Source organism: Streptomyces sp. JLYT201 (assembly GCF_059448825.1).
In genome coordinates, this window is sequence record NZ_CM182551.1 from 9,273,057 (window position 1) to 9,294,210 (window position 21,154).

The 21,154-nt window shown below is 75.6% G+C and carries 1 protein-coding gene (running past one end of the window); it reads left to right on the forward strand.

Annotated elements, in window-relative coordinates:
* Nucleotides 1-21,120, forward strand: the 3' portion of a protein-coding gene (locus AC5WAM_RS39035) for an amino acid adenylation domain-containing protein (protein ID WP_495520534.1). 1,233 nt of this gene lie to the left of the window's left edge; only the last 21,120 of its 22,353 coding nucleotides appear in the window; the start codon falls outside the window, past its left edge; the stop codon is at nt 21,118-21,120.
* Nucleotides 21,121-21,154 lie beyond the last annotated feature (34 nt).

Genomic DNA, 21,154 nt, shown 5'->3' on the forward strand with positions numbered 1-21,154 from the left:
CAGACGGCGTTCGTCTTCCAGGACGTCCTCGACGGCATCGCCGACGCCGACCGGCCCTACCGGCTCGTCGAGGAGCTGCACCAGGAGGGGGAGTACGAACTCTCCGTGGAGGTGTGGCGCAGCGGCGCGGGCTACGCGCTGTACTGGAAGTACCAGCCGGAGCTCTACCGGCCCGCCTTCGTCCAGGAGCTGGCGGCCCGCTTCCTCGACGTCCTGGCGGCGGTGTGCGACGACCCGCACACCACCGTGGCCGCGCTGCGGCGGCGGAGCGGCGAGCCGTGCGTACAGGACCTCGTCGAGGAGACGGCGCGCCGCACCCCGGACGCGGTCGCCGTGGCGGGCCAGGAGGAGGTCCTGACGTACGAGGCGCTCAGCGCCCGCAGCGACGCGCTGGCCTCCTGCCTGGCGGCGCGGGGCGTGCGCCGCGGCGACCTGGTGGCCGTGCTGCTCGACCGCTCGCCCGAGCTCGTCGTGACCCTGCTCGGCATCCTCAAGGCGGGCGCCGCCTACGTCCCGCTCGACCCGGAGCTGCCCGCCGCCCGGCTCACCGACATCGTCACGGACAGCGGCACCCCGCTGATCGTGACCCAGGCCCGGCATGCGGCCCGCGCCCGCGGCCTCGCGGAGGGCGGCGCCGCGCCCGCCCTGTTCGTGCTCGACGAGGAGCGGGCCGCGCTCACGGCCGCCCTCGGCTCCGGACCGGTCGCCGCCGCGGTGACCCCCGACGACCTGGCGTACGTCATCTACACCTCGGGCAGCACCGGCCGCCCCAAGGGCGTGATGATCCCGCACCGCGGCTTCACCAACCTGCTCGGTTCGCTGCGCCGTGAGCCCGGCATGGACGCGGCGGACACGCTCTTCGCCGTGACCACCGTCAGCTTCGACATGGCGCAGGTCGAACTGCTCCTGCCGCTGGTGTGCGGGGCCCGCGTGTACGTCTGCGACAGCCCGACGATCAAGGACGTGGAGCGGCTCAAGGAGCGCGTAGCCCGGGTGCGGCCCACGGTCATGCAGGCGACCCCGGCGACGTGGAGCATGCTGTTCCACTCGGGCTGGCGCAACCCCGAGGGCGTGCGCGTCTTCTGCGGCGGCGAGGCGCTGCCCCGGACCCTCAAGGAGTTCTTCCGCGACACCGGCACCGAGGCCTGGAACCTGTACGGGCCGACGGAGACGACCGTGTACTCCACCGGCGGCCCGGTCCGCCACGACCGGCCGACCACCATCGGCAGGCCGGTCGCCCACACGCAGGTCCACATCCTCGACGAGGACCTGCGCCCGGTGCCCCACGGCGGGACCGGTGAGCTGTGCATCGCGGGCAAGGGCCTCGCGAAGGGGTACGTCAACCGCCCCGAGCTCACCGCGGAGAAGTTCGTCGACCACGACCTGGTGCCCGGCGGCAAGCTCTACCGCACCGGGGACCTGGCCCGCTGGACCGAGGACGGCGAGATCGACTACCTGGGCCGCAAGGACTTCCAGGTGAAGATCCGCGGCTACCGCATCGAACTGGGCGACATCGAGTACCACTTGGGCCGCCACCAGGACGTCGCCGAGTGCGTCGTCGTCGCGCGCGGCGAGGACGGCGCCAAGCAGCTCGTCGCCTACTACGTGCCGCGCGGCGCGGGCGCCCGCGCCGACGCCTTCAAGGAGCACCTGCGCGCGCTGCTGCCCGCGTACATGGTCCCGGACTTCTACGTCCCGCTCGACGCCGTCCCGCTGACGGGCAGCGGCAAGGTCGACCGCACGGCCCTGATGCGGCGCGAGGTGTCTGCCGCACCCACACCCGCGCCCGCGCCCGCCGTGCCCGCGCCCGCACCCGCCGTGCCCGCACCCGCTCGGGCGGCCGCGCAGCCGTCCCGTGACGTCGAGCGGGACGTCCTCGCCTGCTGGCGGGACGTGCTGAAGCTCCAGGACCTCACCCCGGACGCCTCCTTCTTCGAGTCCGGCGGCAACTCCCTGTCGGCCGTGGTGCTCGCGGACCTGATCAGCCGCCGCCTCGGCGTCGCGTTCACGGCCGCCGACCTGTTCAAGTACGCCACCGCGGCCGCCGTCGCCGCGTACGTACGGCAGCGGACGCCGGACGCGGCAGACCGCGCGGACGAGGCGGTCGTGACGGAGCCCGCCGCGTCGGCCCCCGCGCCGGTGCGCGCGGCGCTGCCCGACGACGCCGTCGCCGTCGTCGGCATCTCGTGCCGCTTCCCCGACGCCCGCGACCACTGGGAGTTCTGGGAGAACCTCAAGCGCGGCCACGCGTCCGCCGGACGGTGGAGCGAGGCCGAGCTGCGCGCGGCGGGCGTGCCCGAACGGGTCATGGACGACCCGGACTTCGTGCCGCTGCGCTCGGGGCTCGACGGCAAGGACGAGTTCGACGGCGCGTTCTTCCGGCTCTCGCCCCAGCACGTCGAGCTGATGGACCCGCAGTTCCGCCAGGTCCTGCTGCACGCCTGGAAGGCCGTCGAGGACGCGGGCCGCGACCACCGGCAGATCCCGAACACCGGGGTGTACGTCTCCACGGGCAACCACCACTACGGCGCCCCCGAGGACACCGGCGAGACGCCCGCCGCGGTCATCGAGGACCCCCGGCAGTACCTGTCGTGGGTGATGAGCCAGAGCGGCACCGTCGCCTCCATGGTCTCCTACCAGCTCGGCTTCGGCGGGCCGAGCATGTCCGTGCACTCCAACTGCTCCTCGTCGCTGAGCGCGCTCGCCCTCGCGGCCCGCGCCGTGCAGACGGGCGAGACGGACTTCGCCCTGGTGGCGGCGGCCTCGGCGAACAGCGTCGACGGCCTCGGCTACGTCCACAAGGCGGGCCTCAACCTCTCCGGCGACGGCCGCGTCAAGGCCTTCGACGCGGACGCCGACGGCATGGCGGGCGGCGAGGGCGTCGTGGCCCTGCTGATCCGCCGCGCCGCCGACGCCGTCGCCGACGGCGACCACGTCTACGGCCTGCTGCGCGGCATCGCCACCAACAACGACGGCGGCGACGCCACCGGCTTCTACAGCCCCAGCGTCAACGGCCAGTCCCGGCTGATCCGCCAGGTCCTCGACCGCACCGGCGTCGACCCGCGCACCATCGGCTACGTCGAGGCCCACGGCACCGGCACGAAGCTCGGCGACCCCGTGGAGGTGGCCGCGCTCACCGAGGCCTACCGCGCCGCCACGGCCGACACCGGCTACTGCGGCATCGGCTCGGTGAAGACGAACCTCGGCCACCTCGACACCGCGGCCGGACTCGCCGGAGCCGTCAAGGTGCTCCTCAGCCTCTACCACGGGCAGCTCCCGCCCACCCTCCACTACCGCGAGCCCAACCCCCAACTGCGCCTGGACACCTCGCCGTTCCACGTCGTCGACCGGCTGCGCGAGTGGTCCCGCGCCGAGGGGCCGCGCCGCGCCGCGCAGAGCTCCATCGGCCTGGGCGGGACCAACGCCCACGCCGTCTTCGAGGAGTACGTCCCCGCCGTCGTGCCGGACCGCCCCGACGGCGCGGGCACGCCGCAGCTCGTGCCGCTGTCCGCCCGTACGCGCGAGGACCTCGTGCGCGCGGCCGCCGAGCTGCGCCGGCACCTGACCGGGCCCCGCGCGGCCGCGCTGCGCCTCGACGACGTCGCGCACACCCTGCGCACGGGCCGGGTCGCCATGGCCTGCCGCGTGGCGTTCGTGGTCCGCGACCTGGCGCAACTGGCCGCCGAGCTGAAGGCGTTCGTCCAGGACCCGGACGGCGACGACACCGCGCGCCGCTTCGCGGGACCCGCCGCGGGAGGCGCCGCGAGCGACCGCGACGCCACCCGCAAGCGCACCGCGCAGCTCGCCCGCAGGCTCGCCGAGGGCAAGCTGAAGAAGGCGGCGAAGGCCTGGGTGCGCGGCGCCGAGGCCGACTGGAGCCCGCTCGCCGGGCAGGCCCGCCGCGTGAGCCTGCCCGGGTACGCCTTCGCGCCGACGGTCCACCCGTACCCGGCCCGCGCCCCGCGCGCCGCCGTCGTGCCCCGCCCCGGCGCGGCCCCCGGCACCGCGCCCGCGCACCCGCTGCTGCACGAGAACGTGTCGCGGCTCGACGGACAGCGCCACCGCTCGTCCTTCTCCGGCGACGAGTACGTCCTGCGCGACCACGTGGTCGACGGCAGGAAGCTGCTGCCCGCCGTCGCCGGCCTGGAGATGGCCTGCGCGGCCGTGCGCCTGGCCCTGCCGGAGACGGCCGGGCGGCGTACCGTCCTGAAGAACGTGACGTGGGCGCGCCCCGTCGTGGTGGGCGACGGCGGCAGGCAGGTGGAGTTCACGCTCACCCGCGACGACACGGCCCCCTCCGGAGCGCTGGGCTTCGCCCTCCTGACGGACGGCGACCAGCCGTGCGTCCAGGGCCGCGCCACCACCGAGGAGGCCGCGCCGCCGCCCCGCGTCGACCTCGCGGAGCTGCGCGACCGACTGCGCCTGCGGCCCCTCCCCGGCGAGGACGTCTACGCGCACATCGCCCGCGCGGGCGTCGCCTACGGCCCCGGCTTCCGCCTCGTGCACGCCCTGCACCGGGGCGAGCGCGACGGGCGCCGCGAGGTCCTCGCGGAGCTGCGCCTGCCCGCGCACCTGCGCGCCACGGCGGGCGCGTACGCACTCCACCCGAGCTTCCTGGACGCCGCCGTGCACGCCTCGCTCGGCCTGGACCCGGCCCTCGACGCCGCCGCGGCCGTGACGGTCGCGGACGGGACGACCCGGGTGCCCTTCGCCCTCGACCGGCTCGACGCGCACGCGTCGTTCGGCGAGACGATGTACGCCTGGGTGCGTCCGGCGGCCAACCGTGCCACGGCGGCCAACCGTTCCACGGCGTCGGACCGTTCCACGGGGGCGGACCGTGATCGCGACGTGCTCGACATCGACCTCGTCGACCCGACCGGCCGGGTCTGCGCCACGCTGCGGGGCCTGGCCTACCGCGCCCTGGCCGCGCCCGACCGCCGGGGCCCTGACCGCCGGGGCCCTGACCGCCGGGACTCCGACCGCCCGGAGGCGTCCCCCGCCTCCCGGCTGCGCACGCTCCTGCCGGTGTGGGAGCCCCGCCACCCCGCCGACCCCGACGCCGACGCGCCCGCGCGGCCGAGCCCGCGCGGCGCGGTGCTCGTCCTCGACGCCGACCGCAGGCTGCGTGCCGAACTCGCGGCGCTCCACCCCGGCCACCAGCGCGTCGACCTGCCCGACGGCGCGTCGCCCGAGGCCATCGCCGAGCTGATCCGCACGGCCTGCGCCGCCACCGAAGGACGCGTCGCCCGGGTCGTCTGGGTCGCACCGGCCGAGACGCCCGACGGCACGGTCCGGGGCCAGGAGCGCGGCGCGGTCGAGGTCTTCCGGATCGTCAAGGCGCTGCTCGCCCTCGGCCACGGCACGCGCGACCTGGCCTGGTCCCTCTACACGTTCGGCACCCAGTCCGTCCGGGACCGGGACGCGGTCGCGGCGACGCACGCGAGCGTCCACGGCCTGGCGGGCAGCCTCGCCCAGGAGCACGCGCGCTGGACGATCGACCTCGTCGACCTGCCGCACCCGGACTCCGGCGACCGCGTCGGCGACCACCTGGGGGAGGAGCGGCACCTCACCGGGGTGCGGCCCGGCACCACGGTGGCCCTGCGCGGCGGCCGCTGGTTCTCCCAGGAACTGCTGCCCAGCACCGCCCTCGAACCGGCCGCGGGCCCCTACCGGCACGGCGGCGTCTACGTCGTCATCGGCGGCGCGGGCGGCATCGGCGAGCTGTGGAGCCGCTCCATGGTGGAGCGCTACCGGGCCACGATCGTGTGGATCGGGCGGCGCCCCCTGACCGACGAGGTCGAGCGGCGCCTCGCCGGCCTCGCCGAGCGGGCCCGCGCCGCGGGCGCGGCGGCGCCCTCCTACGTCCGGGCCGACGCGCGCGACCACGCGAGCCTGCTGGCCGCGCACGCGCGGATCAAGCGGGACCACCCGCGCGTCGACGGCGTCGTGCACTCGGCGATCGTCCTCGCCGACAAGACCCTCGCGCACATGGACGAGGACCGCTTCCGCGCCGCCCTCGCCGCGAAGGCCGACGTCGGCGTCCGCGTCGCCGACGTGTTCGGGGCCGAGCCGCTGGACTTCCTGCTGTTCTTCTCCTCGGTCGAGAGCTTCGTACGGGCTCCCGGGCAGGCCAACTACGCCGCCGGGTGCACCTTCAAGGACGCCCTCGCGCACGCCCTGCGCCGCCGCGGCATCGCGGCCAAGACGGTCAACTGGGGGTACTGGGGCGTGGCCGGTGTCGTCAGCGACGCCTTCTACCGCGAGCGGATGGCCGCCGCCGGAGTGGACTCGCTCGACCCCGACGAGGCGTTCACCGCCCTGGAGTCCTTCCTCGCGGGCGAGCACAGCCAGGTCACGCTGATGCGCACCTTCGGCGACGAGGCGCTGCGCGGCCTCGCCCTGGACGAGCACCAGGGCGACCACCGCCCCGCGCTGCCCTCCGTGCGCGACGCCGTCGTGTCCGCGCACCGCGCGCCGCACGGCGAGGTGGAGCGCCTGCGCGGCCTCCTGCCGCACCCGCGCATGCGCGAACTCACCCTGAACCTGCTGTACGTGACGCTCCGTGACCTCGGCGCCGCCCACCCGGACGGCACGGGCCACCGCGTCCTGCCCCGGTACGCGCGCTGGCTGGCGGAGAGCCACCGGCTGTTCGCCGAGGCCGGACCCGCCCTCGCCGCCCGGGACCTGGACGCCGCCGCCCTGTGGCGCCAGTGGCGGGCCGAGCGCGACGGCTGGCAGCCGAACGCCAACCAGCGCGCGCAGGTCGACCTCGTCGAGTCCTGCCTCCAGGCCCTGGCGGACGTCCTGACCGGTGTGCGCCAGGGCACCGAGATCCTCTTCCCCGGCTCCTCGCTGTCCCGCGTCGAGGGCGTCTACCGGGGCGACCCGGTCGTCGACTACTTCAACGACCAGCTCAGCGTGGTCCTCGCCGACGCGGTGCGCGCCTGGGGCGCGGCCGAACCGGAACGGCGGCTGCGCGTCCTGGAGGTCGGCGCCGGGACCGGCGCGACCAGCGTCAAGGTCCTTGAGGCCCTGGAACCCTTCGGCGACCGGATCGCCGAGTACCGCTACACCGACCTGTCCAAGGCGTTCCTGTTCCGCGCCGAGGAGCGCCTCAAGCCCCGCTACCCGCACCTGACCACCGGCATCTTCAACGCCGAGCACGCGCCCGGGCCGCAGGGCGTGGACCTCGGCGGCTTCGACATCGTCGTGGCCACCAACGTCCTGCACGCCACCGCCGACATCTCCCGCACCCTGCGCAACGTCAAGGCGACCCTGCGGGCGGGCGGTCTGCTCTTCCTCAACGAGATGAGCCGCAACACCCTCCTCGCCCACGTCACGTTCGGCCTCCTGGACGGCTGGTGGCTGTACCGGGACGCCGCCCTGCGCATCCCCGGCAGCCCGGTGCTCTCCGCCGAGAGCTGGCGCGAGGTCCTGGAGGACGAGGGGTTCCGCACCGGCGTCCAGCCGGACACCGAGGCCCACGTGCTGGGGCAGATGCTGCTCGTCGCCGAGAGCGACGGCCGGTTCCGCACGGCCGACGGCCCCCAGGACCGGGCCGTGCCCCGCGCCACCGCCCCCGCTGCGGCTGTGGCGGCGCCTCCCGCGGAGGCGTCTTCCCTGGACGACGAGGCCGAGCTGCGCGCCCGTACCGCCGACTACTTCGAGCGGCTGCTGCGCGACGCCCTGCACCTGGCCGCGGGGGAGCTCGACCCGGCGAAGGACCTGCACGACTACGGCCTCGACTCCATCCTCGTGTCCGGCATGAACAGCGCGGTGGCCCGGGACTTCGAGGACGTCAGCAGCACCCTGTTCTTCGAACTGCGCACGCTGGACGAGCTCGTGGAGCACTTCGTGGAGCGGCGGCGCCCGGAGCTGAGGGCGCTCTTCGGCCTCGACGCGGCAGCCGCCCGGGACGCACGGGCCGAGACACCCCAGGTGCCTCAAGCACCACAGGAACCTCAGGTGCCGCAAGCGCCCCAGGTATCCGCGGCCTCCCTCGCCGACCGGGCCGTCGCGTACGTCACCGGCCTCGTCGCCGAGACGCTCAAGCTCGACCCCGAGCGGCTCGACGCGGACGCCGACCTCTTCGACCTCGGCCTGGACTCCATCCTCGTGGTCCAGCTGAACAACACCCTCGGCCGCGCCTTCGAGGACCTCAGCAGCACGCTCTTCTTCGACCACTCCACGGTCCGGGACGTGGCCGCGTACTTCACGGCCACGCACACCGCGCGCCTGGCCGAGGTCCTGGGCGCGGACTCCCGCCCGGCCTCCCCGGCGACCGCGCGGGTCCTGCCCGTGCGCCAGGACGAGGAGACCCGGCCCGCGCCCGAGGCCCCCCGTGACACCGCGCCGCGCCCCGGCGGCGACATCGCCATCGTGGGCCTCGCCGGGCGCTACCCCGGCGCCGACAGCCCCGCGCGCCTGTGGGAGAACCTGGCCAGGGGCGAGAGCGCGACCGCGCCCTACCCGGCCGACCGCTGGTGGTGCGACTGGCAGGGCCGGGAGCGCCCCTGGGGCGGCTTCCTCGGCGACGTGGCCTCCTTCGACGCCGCGTACTTCGGCATCGACGAGCGCGAGGCCGCGGCCATGGACCCGCAGGAGCGCCTGTTCATCGAGACGGCGCACGGCGCCGTGCAGGACGCGGGCTACACGCCCGCCGCGCTCGCCGGGCACGGCAGCGTGGGCGTGTTCGTGGGCGTCATGAACGCCACGTACAACGGCCGTACGGCCTACTCCTCCATCGCCAACCGCACCTCGTACCTCTTCGACTTCCAGGGCCCGAGCGTGGCCGTCGACACGGCCTGCTCCGGGTCGCTCACGGCCCTGCACCTGGCCGTGCAGAGCCTGCTCTCCGGCGACAGCGCCTGCGCGGTGGCGGGCGGCGTCAACCTGCTCCTCGGCACGGACCACTTCGACGTGCTCCAGGAGCACGGCCTGCTGTCCTCCGGCGAGCGGTGCCGCCCCTTCTCCGACCACGCGGACGGGTTCCTGGCCGCGGAGGGCGTCGGCGCCGTGGTGCTGCGGCCGCTGGCCGACGCGGTCGCCGCGGGCGACCACGTCTACGGCGTGATCAAGGGCAGTGCCGTCAACTCCGGCGGCCGCACGAGCCGTTACAGCATGCCGAGCCTGGACGCGCAGCGCGACGTCGTCACCCGCGCCCTGACCAGGGCCGGGGTCACGCCGGACACGGTCAGCTATGTGGAGGCGCACGGCACGGCGACCCCGCTCGGGGACTCCCTGGAGATCTCCGCGCTCAGCCGCGCCTTCGCCGGTGACCGCCCGGGCCAGTACTGCGCTGTCGGCTCGCTCAAGTCCAACCTGGGCCACTGCGAGAGCGCCTCGGGCGTCGCCGCCCTCACCAAGGTCCTGATGCAGCTGCGCCACCGCGCGCTCGCGCCCTCCATCAACGCCGAGGACCTCAACACCGGCATCGTCTTCAAGCAGTCGCCGTTCCACGTCCAGCGCGAGCTCGCCCCCTGGAACCCGGTCGACGCCGCAGGGCGCCCCCTGCCGCGGCGCGCGGGCATCTCCTGCTTCGGCGCGGGCGGCTCGAACGCACACCTGATCATCGAGGAATACGAGGACATGGCCGACAGGGCCGACATGGCTGACGACGCGCGCCCCACCGAGGCGCAGGCCGACGGGACCTGCCTGGTCCCCCTGTCGGCGCACACGCCCGAGCGGCTGCGCACGGCGGCCGGACGGCTGGCCGCGCACCTGCGCGAGGCGGAGCGCGAGGGGCGCGGGACACCGCTGCGCGACATCGCGCACACCCTCCAGACCGGCCGTGACGAGCTGCCGGTGCGCCTGGCGCTCGTCGTCCGCTCCACCGCCGAACTGGCCGCCGCGCTCGAGGAGTTCAGTGCCGACGGCGTCGCGGGCCCCGACCGGTACGCCGACCTCACCGACGCCGCCGCGAGCGCCTCGGCGGCGGGCGGCCCGGCCGGTGACCCGCACGCGGCGGCACGGAGCTGGCTGACCGGAGCGCGCGTCACCTGGAGCGAGCTGTACACCGGGCGCCCGCCGCGCCGCGTCAGCCTGCCGACGTACCCCTTCGCACGGCGCGACCACTGGTACGCGCCCGCGCAGAGCGACCACGCGCGCGTGGAGCCGATCCCGGCCGAGGCGCCCGGGGCCGCGCGGCCGGAACCCCGCCCCGAGTCCGCCGCCTCCGACGTCCGCGCCTGGCTGCGCGCCGCACTCGCCGAGGAGCTGGACACCGCGCCCCACGAGGTGGCCACCGACCAGGAGTTCACCGCGCTCGGCCTGGCGTCGATGGGCCTGGTGCGCCTCTCCCGGCGCGTGCGGAGCGAGCTCCACGCGGACTTCGCCTCGGCCGCGCTCTTCGAGCACCGGACCGTCGACGCCCTGGCCGCCCACCTCGACGGCGTACGCCCGCCGACGGCTCCGCGGCTCCCGGTGGACGAGCCCGCCGCGTTCGTGCCGCACCCGCTCTCCGAAGGGCAGCGGGGCCTGTGGAGCCTCCAGAAGTCCGCGCCCGGGGCGAGCGTGTACAACGTGCCGCTCTGCTTCCAGGTGACGGACCTCGACCTCCCGGCCCTGCGCGCCGCCTTCGACCGCGTCCGCACCCGCCACCCGCTGCTCGCCGCCGTCGTACGGCAGGACGGCGACCGGCTCGTGTTCGCCCGGCCCGCGGCCGCGCCCTCCGCGGTCGCCGAGCACGAGCTGACCGCGACGGACCCCGACGAGGTGCGCGCACGGCTGCGCGTGCACGCCAGGGAACCCTTCGACCTGGAGAACGGCCCGCTGTGCCGGCTGAGCGTCTTCCGCGACGCCCGGGGCACCGACGCCTGGGTCCTGCTGAACGCGCACCACCTCGTGCTCGACGGCGCCTCCGCCGTCGTGCTCGTGAAGGACCTCCTCGCGGCCTACCGCGGGGCCGCGCTCCCGGCCGACGAGCCCGCCCCGTACGCCGAGTTCGCCGCCGCCGAGGCCGCCCTCCTGGCCGGGGACGAGGGCGCGGCCCGGCTCGCCTACTGGCGCGAGCAGCTGGCGGCCCTGCCGCCCGCCACGGCCCTCCCCACGGACCGGCCGCGCTCCGCTCCCGACCGGGGGCGGCACGGCGCGACCGAGACCGTGCGGCTCCCGGCGGACCTCGGCGACCGCCTCGCGCGGTTCGCCCGCGAGAGCGGCGTCTACCCGTCCGCGGTGTTCCTGGCCGCGCACCAGGTCCTGCTGCGCCAGTACACCCAGCAGGACGACGTCGTCGTCGGGATGCCGGTCAGCACCCGGCCGGGCCGCCGCTTCGACGGCACCGTCGGCCACTTCGTCACCATGGTGCCGGTCAGGAGCCGGATGTCCGGCGGCGCCACGTTCGCCGAGCTGTGCGCGGACGTCCAGGGGACGCTGCTCGACGCCCTCGCGCACGCCTACCCGTTCGGCCCGCTGGTCCGCGAACTCGGCCAGGGCGCGGCCGACGGCTCCGCGCCCGTCTTCCGCCACGCCTTCATGTACCAGGACTGGCACGAGGACGTCACCGCCGGGACCCCCGGCGTCCGTCACGTCGAGGGCATCCACCAAGAAGGCGAGTACGAACTCGTCCTCGAGGTCATCGCGCCCCACGCCGCCGACGGCGCCCACACCGTCAAGGCGAAGTACGACCCGGCCCTGTTCGACGCCAGGACGGTGGACCGGCTGCTGCGCCAGTACGTCCACCTCCTGGAGTCGGTCCCGGCCACGGACCCGCGACAGCGGCTCGACGACTGCTCGGCGGCCTCGCCGCAGGAGCTGCACACGCTCGCCGTGGAGTGGAACGACACCGCCGTCACCCAGCCGGAGCGGTGCGTCCACGAGCTGTTCGCCGACCGGGCGGCCCGCACGCCCGACGCGGTCGCGCTCGTCGCGGGCACCGAGTCCGTGACGTACGCGCGCCTGGACGAGCGCACCCGGCAGCTCGCCGCACGCCTCCGCCGGCTCGGCGTGGGCCCCGGCCGCCTCGTCGCCGTCCACCTGGAGCGCTCCGTCGACCTCGTCGTCGCCCTGCTCGCCACGCTGCGCGCCGGGGGCGCCTACATCCCCCTCGACCCGGACTACCCGCAGGACCGGATCGCCCACATCCTCGACGACGCCGCGCCCGCCGTCCTCCTCAGCCACAGCGCCCTGCGCGGGCGCCTCGCCGACCCGGGCCGGGCCGGTCAGCGGCTGCTGCTGCTCGACGACCCGGCCTCCGACCCCGTGGCCGACGCGCCGGACACCAGCTCCGGCGACGCCGCGCCCGGCGGCGAGGACCCCGCGTACGTCATCTACACCTCCGGCAGCACCGGCCTGCCGAAGGGCGTCGTGGTGCCCCACCGGGCGCTCACCAACTTCCTGTGCGCGATGGCGAAGCGGCCGGGCCTCGGCGCGGCCGACCGGGTCCTCGCGGTGACGACGCACAGCTTCGACATCGCCGCCCTGGAGCTCTATCTGCCGCTGGTCACCGGCGCCGAGTGCCACCTGAGCGACCCGGAAACCGCGCGCTCGGGGGACCGGCTCGCCGCGCTGATCGCGCGCGTGCGGCCGACCGTCGTACAGGCGACCCCCGCGACGTGGACGATGCTGCTGCACGCGGGCTGGACCAACGCCGAGGGCCTGCGCGTGCTGTGCGGCGGCGAGGCGATGTCCGAGACGCTCAAGGAGCGCCTCACCGCGCTGGGCGGCGAGGTGTGGAACCTGTTCGGGCCCACCGAGACCACCGTGTGGTCCACCGTCGCCCGCGTCGAGCCGGACCGCCGCGTCACCATCGGGCACCCCATCGACAACACCCGGATCCACATCCTCGACCGGCGCGGCGCCACGGCGCCGGTCGGCGTGCCCGGCGAGCTGTGCATCGCGGGTGACGGGCTCGCGCTCGGCTACCTGAACAAGCCCCGGCTCACCGCCGAGCGGTTCCCCGCCGACCCCTTCACCCCGGGCGGCAGGCTGTACCGCACCGGCGACCTGGCACGGCGTCTCGCCGACGGCTCCATCGAATGCCTGGGCCGGATCGACTCCCAGGTCAAGGTGCGCGGCTTCCGCGTCGAGCCGGGCGAGATCGAGCACGCCCTGGCCCGGCACCCCGCCGTGCGCGAGTGCGCCGTCGTCACCAGGGCCGAGCCCGCGACCGGCGCCACCCAGCTCGTCGCGTACTGGACCGGCGGAGCCGCCACCGCGCGCGAGCTGACCGAAGAGCTGCGCCGGACCCTGCCCGCGTACATGGTGCCCGCCTTCGTCCTGCCGGTCGACGCGCTGCCGCAGACCCCCAACGGCAAGGTGGACCGGCTCGCCCTGGCGCGCCGGCCGATCACGCTGCCGGACGGGCCCGCCGCGGAGCGGGACGCGGCCCGGCCGAGCGCCGCGGGCACCCCCGGTGCCGTCGCCGCCGCCGGTGCGGTCGCCGCCGTCCAGGTCAGTGACGTACTCGCCGTGTGGCGTGACGTGCTCGGCGTCGCCGGGCTGCGCCCCACGGACGCCTTCCTGGACGCGGGCGGCAACTCCGTCCTCGCGGTGGTGCTCGCCGACCGCGTCGCCGAGCGCTTCGGCGTGCCCTTCACGTCGGCGGACGTCTTCGGCTGCGTGCACGCCGCGGGCACGGCCGCCCACCTGCGCGCGGACCTCGACACCGCGCACCGGCCGGACACCGCGGCCCGCGCCGCGCACACGCCCTCCACCGCACCGGCTGCCCCGGCCGCCCCGGACCTGCCCGCCGGTCTCGACGGCGCCGTCGCCGTCATCGGCGTGTCCGTCGGGCTTCCCGGCGCCGACGACCACCGCGCGTTCTGGCGCAACCTCGTCGCGGGCACGGAGAGCGTCGAGCTGTGCCCGCCGGACGAGCTGCGCCGCCTCGGCGTCGACGAACGTCTGGTCCAGGACCCGGCGCACGTGCCCGTCCGCGCGAGCATGCGCGGCAAGGGCCTGTTCGACCACGCCTTCTTCCAGGTCTCCGCGCGCGACGCCGAGCTGATGGACCCGCAGGCGCGCCAGCTGCTCCAGCACGCCTGGAAGGCCGTCGAGGACGCCGCGTACCTGCCGGAGGACATCGCCGACGCGGCGGTGTACATGTCCACCGCCAACTCCCTCTACCAGGCGCCCGTCACGGGCCCCGGCGCCCGCCGCGACTCCGAGGCCCTCGTCGGCTTCCTCCAGGCCCAGCCCGGCAGCGTGCCGACGACCGTGTCGCACCGCCTCGGCCTGCGCGGACCCAGCCTGTTCGTGCACAGCAACTGCTCGTCGTCGCTCGCCGGTCTCGCCCTGGCCTGCCAGGGCATCCAGTCGGGCCAGACCACGCACGCCCTGGTCGGCGGCTGCGCGATGTACGGCGAGGAGACCGTCGGCTACCTCTACGAGGAGGGCATGACGCTGTCGCCCGACGGGCACTGCAAGCCCTTCGCGGCGGACGCCCGCGGCATGGTCGGCGGCGAGGGCGCCGTCGTCGTCCTCCTGAAGGACGCCCGCGCGGCCGTGCGCGACGGCGACCACATCCACGCGCTCGTGCGCGGCGTCGGCATGAACAACGACGGCGCCCGCAAGGCCGGTTACTACGCGCCGAGCCTCACCGGGCAGAGCGAGCTGATCGCCTCCGTCCTCGACCGCGCCGGGGTGCGCGCCGACTCCGTCCGCTATCTGGAGGCCCACGGCACCGGCACCGTCATCGGCGACCCCGTCGAGGTGAACGCCGTGTCCGAGGCGTTCCGGCGCCACACCGGTGCCACCGGCTTCTGCGGCATCGGCTCGGTGAAGGCGAACCTGGGCCACCTCGACGCGGCGGCGGGCCTCGCCGGCCTCGTCAAGTCCGCCCTCGTCCTGAGCCACCGCACGGTGCCGCCGACCATCAACCACACGGCGCCCAACCCGCAGATCGACTTCGCGAACTCCCCGTTCTACGTGGTGGACCGGCTCACCCCGCTGCCGCCCTCGGACGTGCCGCTGCGCGCCGCCGTCAGCTCCTTCGGCATCGGCGGCACGAACGTCCACGCCGTCCTCGAAGAGGCCCCGCCGCGCGAGGGCCACGGCACGCCCCTGCCCGGACCCCACCTCGTCCCCCTGTCGGCACGGACCCCCGACGCCCTGCGGCGCTACGCCCGCGACCTGGCGCGGCACCTCACCGACGAGCGGGAGACGCCGGACCTCGCCGACGTCGCCTTCACCTTCCAGGTCGGGCGCACCGCCATGGCCTGCCGGGCGGCGTTCGCGGCGGACACTGTGGCCGAACTCGTCACGGCCCTGGAGGACTTCGCCGAGCGCGTGGCGGCACCCGCGCAGACGCCCGCCGTCCTCGACGTCCTGGACGACGAGGACCGCCGCGCCCTGGTGGGCCAGTGGCTCGCCGAGCGCAAGCTCGACAAGGTGGCCCGCCTGTGGGAGGCGGGCGAGCCCGTCGACTGGCGGCAGCTCCACGCGGACGGGCCGCGCCCGCGCCGCCTGAGCCTGCCCGCCTACCCGTTCGACGGGCAGCACTTCTGGCTGCGCGCGGAGCGGCGGGACCCGGCACAGGAGCGCGCGGCCGACGCCGTCGCCCCCCACCTGTTCGAGGAGCGCTGGGTGGCACGCGAGGCCACGGCGGTCGCGGACACCGGAGCCCGGCGCGTGGTCGTCGCCTTCCTGTCCGACCCCGCGGCCCAGGACGCCTACCGGGCCGCGACGCTCCGGCACGCGCCCGGCACCCGCCTCGTCTTCCTCGCCGAGGCGGGCACCGCGCGGCCCGCGCGGCCCGGGGCGGCCGACCCGTCGGTGCACCGCGTCGACCCCGCCGACGAGCACGCCCTGACGCGGGCGCTCACCGCCGTCGCCGAGGCCCACGGCCCCCTCGACGCCCTCCACTACCTGTGGCCCACCGAGCGCGCGGACGGCCGTGTGCCGCTGCGCGAACTGGCCGACGTCGGCGCGCTCGTGCGGGCCGTGGCCGCCACCGGCCGCCCCGTCCCGGACGTCCTCGTCGCGGGCCACTTCGACGACGCCGTGGGCCAGGCTGCCCTCGACGCCCTGATCGGCTACGAGCGCTCCCTGTCCGGGCCGCTGCCCGGCACCGCGCTGCGCGTCGTGCTGCACGAGGGCGCCGCGCCCGCGAGCCGCTGGGCGGAACTGCTCCTGACCGAGCAGGTCCAGGAGCGGCGGTCCGCCGCCCTGTACCGGGGCGGACAGCGCCACGTCTGCGAGGTGCGGAGCCTGCCCGGCACCCCCGCCCCCGCCCCGGCCGCCCTGCGCGAGGGCGGCACCTATCTGATCACCGGTGCCTTCGGGGGCCTCGGCCGCCGTGTCGCCGAGCACCTGGCCCGCGCCTACCGCGCGAACCTCGTCCTGCTCGGCCGCTCGCCGCTCAGCCCCGCCGACGAGACCTGGGCCGCGGGGCTCGGCGAGCACGGCGGCACGGTCGTCTGCCGCCGCGCCGACGTCACCGACGAGGACGCCCTCGTCGAGGCGCTCAGCACTCTGCCGCCCGCGCTGCGCGCCATCGACGGCGTCGTGCACGCCGCGGGCACGGCACAGCGGCTCGCCGTGACGGACGCGACCCGCGAGGCCGCGCTGCGCGTCCTCGCCGCCAAGGTGGACGGCACGCTCGCCCTCGAACGGGCCCTGGCCCGCACCCGGGCCGGGCGCGCCGCGGAGTTCGTCTGCCTCTTCTCGTCCAGCTCCGCGACCCTCGGCGACTTCGGCAGCTGCGACTACGCGGTCGCCAACCGCTTCCAGTCGGCGTACGCGCGCGCCCTCGCCGAGCGCGGCGAGCGGCGGCTGCTCGCCGTCGCCTGGCCGCTGTGGGAGGACGGCGGGATGGGCGCGGCCGCCCAGCGCGCGGCCGACCACGACCACGTCAGCGCCTACTTGGCCGCCAGCGGTCAGCGGCCGCTGACCGCCGACACCGCGCTCGCCGTCCTCGAACGGCTGCTCGCGGAGCGGTCGGGGCCGGCCGCGCCCCTGGTCCTGCACGCGCCCGCCGAGCGGGCCAGGGCCCTGGCCGAGCGGGCGGTCGCCCCCGCGCCGCGCCGCGCGGAACCGACGGCCCCCGCACAGGGCCCGGCCCCCGCACGGGAATTGGCCGCCGCAGGGGAGTCGGCCTCCGTGGGGGAGTCGGCCGTGGCGCACGACCGGCGTCGCGCGGCCCTGGCCGACGCGGTCCGCGAGGTCGTCGCGCACGTTCTGAAGTCCCCCGTGGACCAGCTCGACGACGACAGCGGCTTCCACGACCTGGGCCTGGACTCCATCCGCCTCACCCAGCTCGCCCACCGGCTCGCCGAGCGCCTCGGCACCCCGCTGCAGCCGACGGTCCTGTACGACCACCCGTCCGTACGGCGCCTGACCGACCACCTGGTGCACGACACGGGGGTCCGGCTCCCCGAGCCGGTCGAGCCGGTCGAGCGGGTCGAGTCGGCGGGTCCGGTGGAGCCTGCCGGGCAGGCAGGGCAGGCAGGGCAGGCAGGGCAGGCGGGGCAGGTCGAGCAGGCCGGGTCGGCCGAGCCCGTTGCAGCCCCGGTGGCTTCCGCGGCCCGGCGGCCCGCCGCCGACGCCCTCGCCGTCATCGGCATGAGCGGCATCTTCCCCGGCTGCCGCGACGTGGACGCCTTCTGGGCCGCGCTCGCCGACGGCAAGGACCTCGTCCGCGAGCTCCCGCCCGTCCGCTTCGGCGCGGCGCCGGTGGCGGCGCGGGACGCGGGCGCGCCGGAGCCCTACCGGTGGATGGGCAGCATCGACTGGGCGGACGAGTTCGACGCCGCGTTCTTCGAGATCGCCCCGAAGGAGGCGCGCGCGCTCGACCCGCGCCAGCGCCACCTCCTCCAGGAGTGCTGGAAGGCGCTGGAGGACGCCGCCCTCGGCGCCCAGGAGCTGGAGGGCCTGACGGTCGGCGTGTTCGTCGGCGTGGAGCAGGGCGACTACCAGCTCCTCGACGGCGCGGGCGGCAACCTCACCTCGCACCACGACGGCGTCCTCGCCGCGCGCCTGTCGTACTTCCTCGACCTGAAGGGGCCCGTCCTCGCGGTCAACACCTCCTGCTCCTCGGGCCTGGTGGCCCTCCACCAGGCCCGGACGAGCCTGCTCCAGGGGGAGTGCGACATCGCCGTCGTCGCGGCGGCGAACTTCGTCCTGACCCCGCAGGCGCTCGCCGCCATGAGCGACGCGGGCATGCTGTCGACCTCCGGCAAGTGCGCCACGTTCGACCAGGACGCCGACGGCATGGTCCCCGGCGAGGCGGTCACGGCCCTGGTCCTTCGCCCGCTGGCGGAGGCGGAGGCCGCGGGCGACCCCGTGCACAGCGTCATCGCGGCCAGCGGCCTCAACTACGACGGCCGGACCAACGGCATCACCGCCCCCTCGGGCGACGCCCAGCGCGCCCTCCTTGAGTCCGTCTACGAGCGGGGCGGCATCGACCCGGCGGACATCGGCTACGTCGTGACCCACGGCACCGCCACGAAGCTCGGCGACCCGGTCGAGGTGGGCGCGCTGCGCGCGGCCTTCGCCCGGCACACGGACGAGCGCGGGTTCTGCGCCCTCACCTCGACCAAGCCCAACGTCGGCCACACCTTCGCGGCCTCCGGCCTGGTCGGCCTGATCTGTCTGTCGGAGGCGCTGCGCCACCGCGCCATCCCGCCCAGCCTGCACTGCGAGCGCGACAACGAGTACATCGACTGGAGCGCGAGCCCCTTCTACGTCAACAAGGCCACGAAGGAGTGGCCCGCCCCGCGGCAGGGCCTGCGGACGGGCGCGGTCAGCGCGTTCGGCATGAGCGGCACCAACGCCCATGTGGTCCTACGGGAGTACACCGCCCGGCCCGTCACGGCCGGTCCGGCCCAGCCCGCCTACCTCCTGCCGGTCTCCGCCAAGACGGAGGCGGCCCTGGAGGAGATCGTCGACAACCTGCTCGACCGGATCGCGAGCGGCGCCCTGACAGACGCCGACCTGCCCCGGCTCAGCGCCACGCTCCTGACCGGACGCCACCACTTCCGCCACCGGTACGCGCTGGTCGTGGGCTCCCTCGACGAGGCCGCCGCGCTCTGGCGCGCCCGGCGCCGCGCGCGGACCGCTCCGGCCGGTGCCTGCTTCGAGGGGGTCGTGCCGCGCGGCTTCACCGCGTCGGCACAGGACGCCGACCGGCTCCGGGCCGCGGCCGCCACCGCCCTGGACACCGGGCTCGACCCGGCCGCGCGGCGCGCCGCCCTCGCCGAGGTCGCGCGCGGCTACGTCGCGGGGCACACCGTCCCGACCGCCGTCGCCCGGCCCGACGGACACCGCGTGCCGCGCCTGCGGCTGCCCGCCTACCCGTTCGCGCGGAACCGCTACTGGGTGCGCGCCGAGCAGCCCGCCCGGGCCGCCGCCGACGTGCCCGCGGCGGAGGCGGAGCACACCCCCGCACGGTCCGCGGCGGAGCCCCGCAAGCCCGTCGTCCTGCGGGACTTGGCGGACATACCGCACCGAATCGACGCTGACGCCTCTCCCGCCGTTACGAAGCCTCGGGTGTCCCTGGCACCGCTACCGCCCGCGTCTCCCGCGTCTCCTGCGTCTCCTCAGGCCGCAACGGCGCCCGAGGCCGCGGCGGCGCGCCCCGTCACCCGTGACCACGACGTCCTCGATGACCTCAAGGCGGCGGCCGCCCTCGACTTCGGCGGGATGGTCGCGACCCTGAACCGCACCGGCGTGATGGTCGAGCGGCTGATCCCGTACTCCGAGGAGTTCGCCGTGTACGCGGGGGACAGCGGCGGGGAGGCCCTCGACCTGGGCTGCGCGTACGGCGTGGCGAGCATCGCCGCCCTGGAGCGCGGGGCCCGCGTCGTGGCGCTCGACATGGAGCAGAAGCACCTGGACATCCTCGGCCAGCGCGTCAACGACGAGGCCCGGGAGCGCCTGTCCCTGCGCCAGGGCATGCTGCCCGACGTCGACTTCGAGGCCGGGCGGTTCACCGCCGTGCACGCCAGCCGCGTGATGCACTTCCTGGCCCCGGACGACTTCCGGCTCACGCTGCGCAAGATGTACGACTGGCTGGCGCCGGGCGGCAAGGTCTTCCTCAGCTCGGACTCGCCGTACTTCGGCTACTGGGCGTCCAAGGCCGCCGACTACGAGGCGCGCAAGGCCGCAGGTGACCCGTGGCCCGGCTACATCGACGACGTCGCCGCGCACTTCGAGGCGGCCCACGTCGTCGGCGGTCCGCCGCTCATCAACGCGATCGACCCCGACGTGTTCCGCAGGGAGTGCGAGGCCGCCGGGTTCGTCGTGGAGCGGGCCGGGTTCTTCGGCGCCGTCGGCGTGGACCGGGAGTCCTACGGCGCGCCCGCCCCCGACATGGAGCACGTGGGCGTCATCGCCCGCAAACCGGATGAGTCGACCGCTGCGCCCGCCGCCACGGCCACGTCGGCCGACGGCAACCGCATCCACTACCGGGTGCGCGGCGACGGGCCGACGGCCCTGGTCCTCATCCACGGCCTCGGCTGCGACGCCTCGTACTGGGACCGGCAGCTGGAGCACTTCGCCGACCGGTACACCGTGATCGCCCCGGACCTCGCAGGACACGGCGGCTCGGGCAGGTCGCGGCAGCGGTGGACCGTCGAGGCGTTCGCCGAGGACGTCGTGGCCGTCGTCGAACAGGAGGGCCTCGACGACGTGGTCCTCGTCGGACACTCCCTCGGCGGGCCCGTGATGCTGGCCGCCGAGCGGCTCCTGGGCGGCCGGGTCCGCGGTCTGGTCGGCGTCGACACGCTGCACAACTTCGAGCCCAAGGCGCTCTCCGCCGAACAGCTCGACCGGTTCGTGCGCACCTTCAGCGAACAGCCGGTGGAGGCGCGGGAGCTGTTCCTCGACGGCGCCCGCGACGACCTCGTCGCGCTGGTGGCGCGCACCCGCGAGGAGACCGGGGCGGCCGTGGTCTCCGCCGCGTTCCGCGAGATGCTCACCTACCTCCAGGACGTGCCCAAGCACTTCGACGTGCCGCTCGTACTGATCAACTCGACGTCCTGGATGCCGACGAACCTGACCGCCGCGCGCCGCTACGGCGTCGAGGTCGAACTGGTCGACGGCGTCGGGCACTTCGTGATGCTGGAAGCGCCGCTCACCTTCAACGCGACGCTGCGGCGCCATCTGGAGCAGATCGCTCCGGGCGTCTCCGCAGGTCAGGACGGCAGTGAGTCCGGAGCCTCGGGGGAAGGGGCCGATTCCTGATGCCCGCGCCACGTATTAAGATCCACGCGAAAAG